The sequence below is a fragment of the Salinarimonas rosea DSM 21201 genome (assembly GCF_000429045.1).
Classification (GTDB): Bacteria; Pseudomonadota; Alphaproteobacteria; order Rhizobiales; family Beijerinckiaceae; genus Salinarimonas; species Salinarimonas rosea.
The window spans coordinates 81,668-88,105 of sequence record NZ_AUBC01000024.1; the positions used below are offsets into that span (position 1 = coordinate 81,668).

At 75.9% G+C, this 6,438-nt stretch carries 4 protein-coding genes; 2 read left to right on the forward strand and 2 right to left on the reverse strand.

All coding sequences use genetic code 11. The features are described from left to right. Positions 1-128: 128 nt before the first annotated feature. Entirely contained in the window at positions 129-3,047 is a 2,919-nt protein-coding gene (locus tag G407_RS0117145; RefSeq protein ID WP_029031808.1) for an AsmA family protein, read from the reverse strand. A gap of 70 nt (positions 3,048-3,117) precedes the next feature. After that, positions 3,118-5,538, reverse strand: a complete 2,421-nt coding sequence (locus G407_RS28345; RefSeq protein WP_052341501.1) for a xanthine dehydrogenase family protein molybdopterin-binding subunit — start codon at positions 5,536-5,538, stop codon at positions 3,118-3,120. A gap of 203 nt (positions 5,539-5,741) precedes the next feature. Here G407_RS28345 and G407_RS0117155 point away from each other — a divergent pair, with 203 nt between their 5' ends. Next, entirely contained in the window at positions 5,742-5,996 is a 255-nt protein-coding gene (locus G407_RS0117155) for an exodeoxyribonuclease VII small subunit (RefSeq protein WP_029031809.1), read from the forward strand. Positions 5,997-6,124: 128 nt separating this feature from the next. Then, positions 6,125-6,438: 1-deoxy-D-xylulose-5-phosphate synthase N-terminal domain-containing protein (locus G407_RS0117160; RefSeq protein WP_029031810.1), on the forward strand; the 314-nt coding region annotated here is incomplete at its 3' end.

Sequence of the window (6,438 nt, forward strand, 5' to 3'; positions counted from 1 at the left end):
CGGCGGTGCCGCGTTTCGCCGTATTTAGAATGGCCCCGCGCCCCGGGGTCAACCGTGCCGCCTCCGGGACGCGACGGATCTCGGCCGTTTCGCTCCGGGTCGCGATTGCTATCCGGCTACAGCAAAGGTCACCGGTTGTTCAGGAGGAGCTCCATGAGCCCGCGCGCCGCCTCCGCCGCAGGATCGCGGGGCAGGGGCGGCGCGGGTGGCTCGACGGCGGGCGCAGGGACCGGAACGGGGACGGGGGAGGGGGAGGGGGAGGCGGCCGGCGCCGGTCGGGCCGGCGCCGCCGGCACGCCGAGGAGGCGCTCCAGCCCGCGTGCGGCCTCCGCGCCCACGGCACGCTCCAGCGCCTCGCCGGCGGAGGGCGCGTCGATGCCGAAGACGCCGGTGCCCAGCTCCCGCAGGCGCTCGTAGGCGCCCACCGGGTCCTGCAGCACGCCGGCGATGTCGGGATAGATCCGCGGGCGCGCCCACGGTCCCTCGATCCGGACAGGCGCGCCGAAGCCGACCAGCCGGACGCCCTCGCCCTGCCGCTGCTCCAGCGCGACGCGTGGTTCCACCGTGAAGGCGAGGCGCTGCGCCGGCAGGTCGATCGCGCCGGTGCCGGTCATGTCGACGAGCGGCCCCACGAGCCGCAGGTCGTCGGTGCGCGCCGTGCCGTCCGCGATGGCGAAGCCCGCCTCGAAGGCGAAGAGCTCCGTGCGCGCGCCCTCCGCCAGGCGCCAGCCGTCGACGATGCCGGTCGCGAGGAGCCGCCCCAGCGCGGTGACGTCGACGCCGCGGATCGCGCCGTCGCGGAAGGCGAAGCCGGCGCTGCCCGAGAGGCTCTCCATCAGCGTGCGCTGGGTGACGAGCCGCCCGGAGACGTCGAGCCGCACGCCGCCGCGCCCCTCCAGCCGCTCGAAGCCGGCGGCGTCCGTCAGGAACGGGCGCACGTCGAGGTCGGCGAAGCCGAAGCGCGCCGAGAGCCGCGGCGCCGCGGGGGTCGCGTCGACCTCGACGCGACCGTTGCCGCCCCCGCCGTAGAGCGCGATCTCCTGGAGGTCGGCGGCGAGCGATCCGTTCTCCAGCCGCGCGGAGAGCGAGACGCGCCCGGTCTCGATGCCGCGGAAGACGAGGGCGCCGAGCGAGAGGTCGAGCGTCGCGTCGAGCGCGCGCAGCGCCGAGAGGTCGACCGGAGTCTCGCTCCAGCCGCCGCCGGCGGCGGCCGGGGCGGCGGAGAGGCCGAAATACGGGTTGAGGTCCAGCCGGTCGAGCGCGAGCCGCGCCTCGAGCCGTGGGCGGGCGCCGCCGACGAGCAGCCGCGCCGTGCCGGTGCCGCTCGCGCCGTCGAGCGACAGCCGCGCATCGGCGACCGCGACCGAGCCGGGCTCGACCGCGAGGCGCCCCGAGACGGCGAAGGGGCCGAGCCCGCCCGGCGTCGCGGGTGGGCGGCCGAGCCAGGCGAGGAGGTCGCGTAGCGAGCCGGTGCGCAGCGACGCCTCGCCGGCGCTCGCCGGCTGCGCCCCGAGCGTGCCGCGATAGCCGGCCTCGAACCGAGGCGCCGACAGCGCGAGGTCGAGGGGCGCGGCGCGGCCCTCGACGAGGGCGCGCAGGTCGAGCGAGCCGTCGAGCCCGATCCGTTCGCCGCGCCACACCGTGTCGCCCGAGATCCGGACCGGCCGGGTCAGGTCGGCGAGGTCGACGGCGAGCGTCGTCTGCGACAGCCGCGTCGCGTCCGCCCCCGGCGCCACGGCGGCGAGGGCGGGGATGCGCGCCTCGCCCTGCACGAGCGCGACGCGTCCCGCGGCGTTCAGGCTCGCGCGCAGCGCCTGCGGCGTCTCGCCGGCGAGCGCGAAGCGCAGGTCGGCGGCGACGAGGCCGGAGAGCGCGGGCGCGTCCGCCGCGCCGAGGCCCGGGGCGAGCGTCGCCGCGAGGACGGAGGCGTCGAGATCGCGCGCGGCGAGGCTGCCGGAGACGCGCGCCTGCGCCCCGTCGCGGCCGATGCGTGCCTCGCCGGACACGACGCCGGCGGCGAAGCCCGCCTCGTCGACGACCAGGCTCGCGGCGTCGTCCTCGAGCTGGACCTGGAGGCGTGCGGGCGCGATCTCGCGGCCGGCGACCCGCAGGCGCTCGAGCGCGAGCTCGACGTCGCCGACGACGACGCCAAGCGCGGAGAGATCGATGGCCTGCGGCCCCGCGCCGCCACCGCCCCCGGAGAGGAGCGCGTCGAGATCGAGAAGTGCGCCCGCGAGGCGCAGGTCGATCGCCGGCGCCGCGCCGGCGAGCACGACGTCCGCCGCGCCCGAGAGCCGGCTCTCGCCGCTCCGGAGCGCGAGGTCGCGCAGGACGAGCCGAGGGCTCGCGAAGGCCGCGCGCGCCTGCGCCTCGAGGCGCGCCGGCAGCAGGCCGGGCGCCTCGAGCCCGAGCGCGACGCCGGCGTCCTCGCCCGCCAGCAAGGCCGCGGGAGAGTCGACGCCGGCGTCCAGCGCGAAGGCGCGCCCGTCGAGCCGCCCCGTCGCCTCGAGGGTGGTCTCCCGGCCGGGGTCCGGCATGGCGAGGACGAACGAGAGGTCGTCGAGCCGGGTCTCGCCGGCCGCGCCGCGCAGGACGAGGAGGCCGTCGGTCACGGCCAGCCGGTCGATCGACACGGCCGCGAGCGCGCTCGCGTCGCCCGCGGGCGCATCGCCGGCCGGCGCCGGGCCGATGCCGCGCACGATCCGCACGACGGGGCGCTCGAGCGCGATCTCGGTGAGGCGCACGGAGCCCGACAGGAGCGGCGCGAGCGCCAGCCCGAAGGCGGCGCGCTCGACGTCGGCGGCGAGGGCGTCGTGCGCGTCCGCGGCGCTCTCGATGCGCAGGCGCTCGGCGGTGAGCGCGATCTCGGGGAAGACGCCGAGCGACACCGGCCCGTCGAAGGCGACGCGCCAGCCGGTGCGGGCCTCGATCTCGGCGGCGATGCGCGCGCGCACCGTCTCCGCCGGCACGAGCAGCGGCACCAGCGCCAGCGCGCCCGCGGCGAGCGCCAGGAGCGCCGCCGCACCGATCACCACCCGCCGCAGCATCGCGCCCTTCGCCTCGCCGATCGTTCCCGCTTCGTGCGCGACTGTAGCCGATTCGCGGTGCGGTGGCGCGTCAGGTCGCGCGGGCCGCGTCCTCTCCGGCGTCCTCGCCGGCGGCCCTGAGCGCCCGCCAAACGGCCTGCGGCGTCGCCGGCATGTCGATGTGCCCGACGCCGCGGGCGCGCAGCGCGTCGACGACCGCGTTCATCACGGCGGGCAGCGCCCCCGCGCAGCCCGCCTCGCCGCAGCCCTTGACGCCGAGCGGGTTGGTCGTGGCGGGAAGCTCGAGGTTCTCGACCGCGAGGAAGGGCGCGTCGTCCGCCCGCGGCAGGCCGTAGTCCATGAAGGATCCGGCGAGCGGCTGGCCGTCCGCGTCGAAGACGACGCGCTCCATCAAGGCCTGGCCGATCCCCTGCACCACGCCGCCGTGCAGCTGGCCCTCGACCAGGAGGGGGTTGACCACCACGCCGAAATCGTTGGCGGCGGTGTAGCGCACGACGCGGGTGACGCCGGTCTCCGGGTCGATCTCGACCTCGGCCACGTGGCAGCCGTTGGGGAAGGCCGAGGGCGAGCCCTCGTGGACATGGGTGACGTCGAGCGTGCGGGGCACGTCGTCGGGCAGCGCCGCGACGAAGCCCTCGTCGCGCAGCCGCGCGGCGAGCTCCAGGACGCCGATCGTCCGGTCGGTGCCGGCGATGGCGAAGCGGCCGTCCTCGAAGACGACATCGACGGGGGACGTCTCCAGCGCGTGCGCCGCGAGCGGCCGGCCGGCCTCGATCACCCGCTCGGCCGCGCCGACGATGGCGGCGCCGGACGCCATGATCGACTTCGAGCCGCCGGTGCCGCCGCCGGCGACGAGCCGGTCGCTGTCGCCCTGCTCGAGGCGGATCGCCTCGAAAGGCAGGCCGAGGCGCTGGGACAGCACCTGCGCGAAGGCGGTGGCGTGGCCCTGGCCGTAGTCGAGCGTGCCGGTGAGGAGCGTCACCGTGCCGTCCGTCTCGAAGCGCAGGCCGCCCATCTCGGCGGTGACCATCGCCGTCACCTCGCAATATTGCCCGATGCCGAGGCCCCGGAGGAGCCCCCGCGCCTCGCTCTCGGACCGGCGCGCGGGGAAGCCCGCGACGTCGGCGGCCGCGAGCGCCGCGTCGAGGATCGCGGGAAAGTCGCCGCTGTCGTAGCGGGTGCCGGCGGCGGTCTCGAAGGGGATCATGCCGGGCGTGACGTGGTTCCTTCGGCGCAGCTCCACCGGGTCGATCCCCATCTCGGCAGCGGCCGCCTCGACGAGGCGCTCCATCAGGTAGTTGCCGTCCGGCCGGCCGGCGCCGCGATAGGGCCCGACGGGGGTCGTGTTGGTGTAGGCGCAGGCGATGCGGGCGTGCACCACCGGCGTGCGGTAGACCGAGACCGCGTTCTTGGGAATGTTGATCGTCGAGAACAGCGGCGCCACCGGGTTCAGCCAGGCGCCGAGGTCGGCGACGCCCTCGATCCGCAGCGCGAGGAAACGACCCTCGGCGTCGAGCGCCAGCGCCCCGTCTAGGGTCAGCGCGCGGCCGTGGTGGTCGGACAGGAAGCTCTCGGAGCGGGTGTCGACCCAGCGCACCGGACGCCCGAGCGCCTTGGCTGCGTGGAGGAGCGCCACGTATTCGGGGTAGACGGCGGATTTCATCCCGAACGAGCCGCCGACCTGGCCCGTCAGCACGCGGATGCGCTCGGGCGCGAGCCCCATCGCCTTGGCCAGCAGTCCGCGCATCGGGAAGACGCCCTGGCTGCCGAGCCGCAGGGTGAAGCGGTCCTCGGCGGGATCGTAGGAAGCGATCGCTGCGCGGGGCTCGAGCGGGCTCGGCACGACGCGGTTCGAGGCCACGGTCAGGCGCGTGACGTGCGCGGCGCGGCCGAAGGCGGCCTCGCAGGCGTCGGCGTCGCCGAAGGCCCAGTCGACGGCGCGGTTGCCCGGCACCTCGTCCCAGATCGCCGGCGCGCCGGGGCCGAGCGCGTCGCGCGGGTCGGCGACGGCGGGAAGCGCCTCGATGTCGGGCATCACGGCCTCGGCGCCGTCGCGCGCGGCGGCGGCGGTCTCGGCCACGACGAGGGCGATCGGGTCGCCCACGCACCGCACCTTGTCCGAGGCGAGGGCGGCGCGCGGGGGCACGATCATCGCCGTGCCGTCGGCGTTCTTCAGCGTCGCGGCGATGCCGGCCGGGAGCGTGCCGGTCCAGGCGAGATCCTCGGCCGTGTAGACGGCGACGACGCCGGGCAGCTCGAGGGCGCCCGCGGCGTCGATCCCGCGCAGCACCCCGTGGGCGATGCTGGAGCGCACGACGACCGCGTGGAGCGCCCCGTCCATCGCGATGTCGTCCGTGTAGCGCCCCTCGCCCCGGAGGAGCATCGGGTCCTCGGTGCGCGGCACCGGCTGCCCCACGCCGAACTTCGTCGTCCCGAGAGAACTGCCAAGAGAACTGCCAAGAGGATTGCCAAGAGGATTGCTCTCGTCCATGCCCGCCCTTCACCCTCGTCTTCGCACATTTGCACCGGACGGCAGGCTAGGGCGTGCGTGCGGCGCGGGGAAGACCGCCGGGCGGCATGTCGCGCGGCGGGGCCATGCGCTGACGGCGCGGGCGGTCCGCAACCTTGCCAGCCCCCGCATCCACGGGCTATGCCTCCCGTTCCGGCGACGACAGGACGGAACCGAGCAGCTTCATGGCAGACCAGAGCCCCACCGACATCGCGCAGATGCCCTTCGAAGCCGCGCTCGCGGAGCTCGAGGAGATCGTGCGCAAGCTCGAGCAGGGCTCCGTGCCGCTCGAGGAGTCGATCCGCGTCTACGAGCGCGGCGAGGCCCTCAAGAAGCATTGCGAGACGCTCCTGAAGAGCGCGGAGGCGCGCATCGAGAAGATCGGCCTCGGCTCGGACGGGACCCCGCGCGGCGCGGCCCCCCTCGACGTCGAGCCCTGACGCCGCGATTTCGGTTCCCGCGTGGAACCGCCGCGGCTCCCGGCCCGTATGCATCCGCGCGGGCGCCTCGACGGGCTCGCCCCCGCGACCCATATCAGCCTATCTCTCCGGAAGGTTCAGAGCGTTCCATGCCCGCAGACACCCCCCTCCTCGATACGATCCGCGATCCCGCCGACCTGCGCGGGCTGTCCGACGCCGATCTCCGCCGGGTGGCGGACGAGCTTCGGGCGGAGACGATCGACGCCGTGTCGGTGACGGGCGGGCATCTCGGGGCCGGGCTCGGGGTGGTGGAGCTGACGGTCGCGCTGCATTCGGTGTTCGAGACGCCCCGCGACCGGCTGATCTGGGACGTCGGGCACCAGGCCTACCCGCACAAGATCCTCACCGGCCGGCGCGACCGCATCCGCACCCTGCGCCAGGGCGGCGGTCTGTCGGGCTTCAC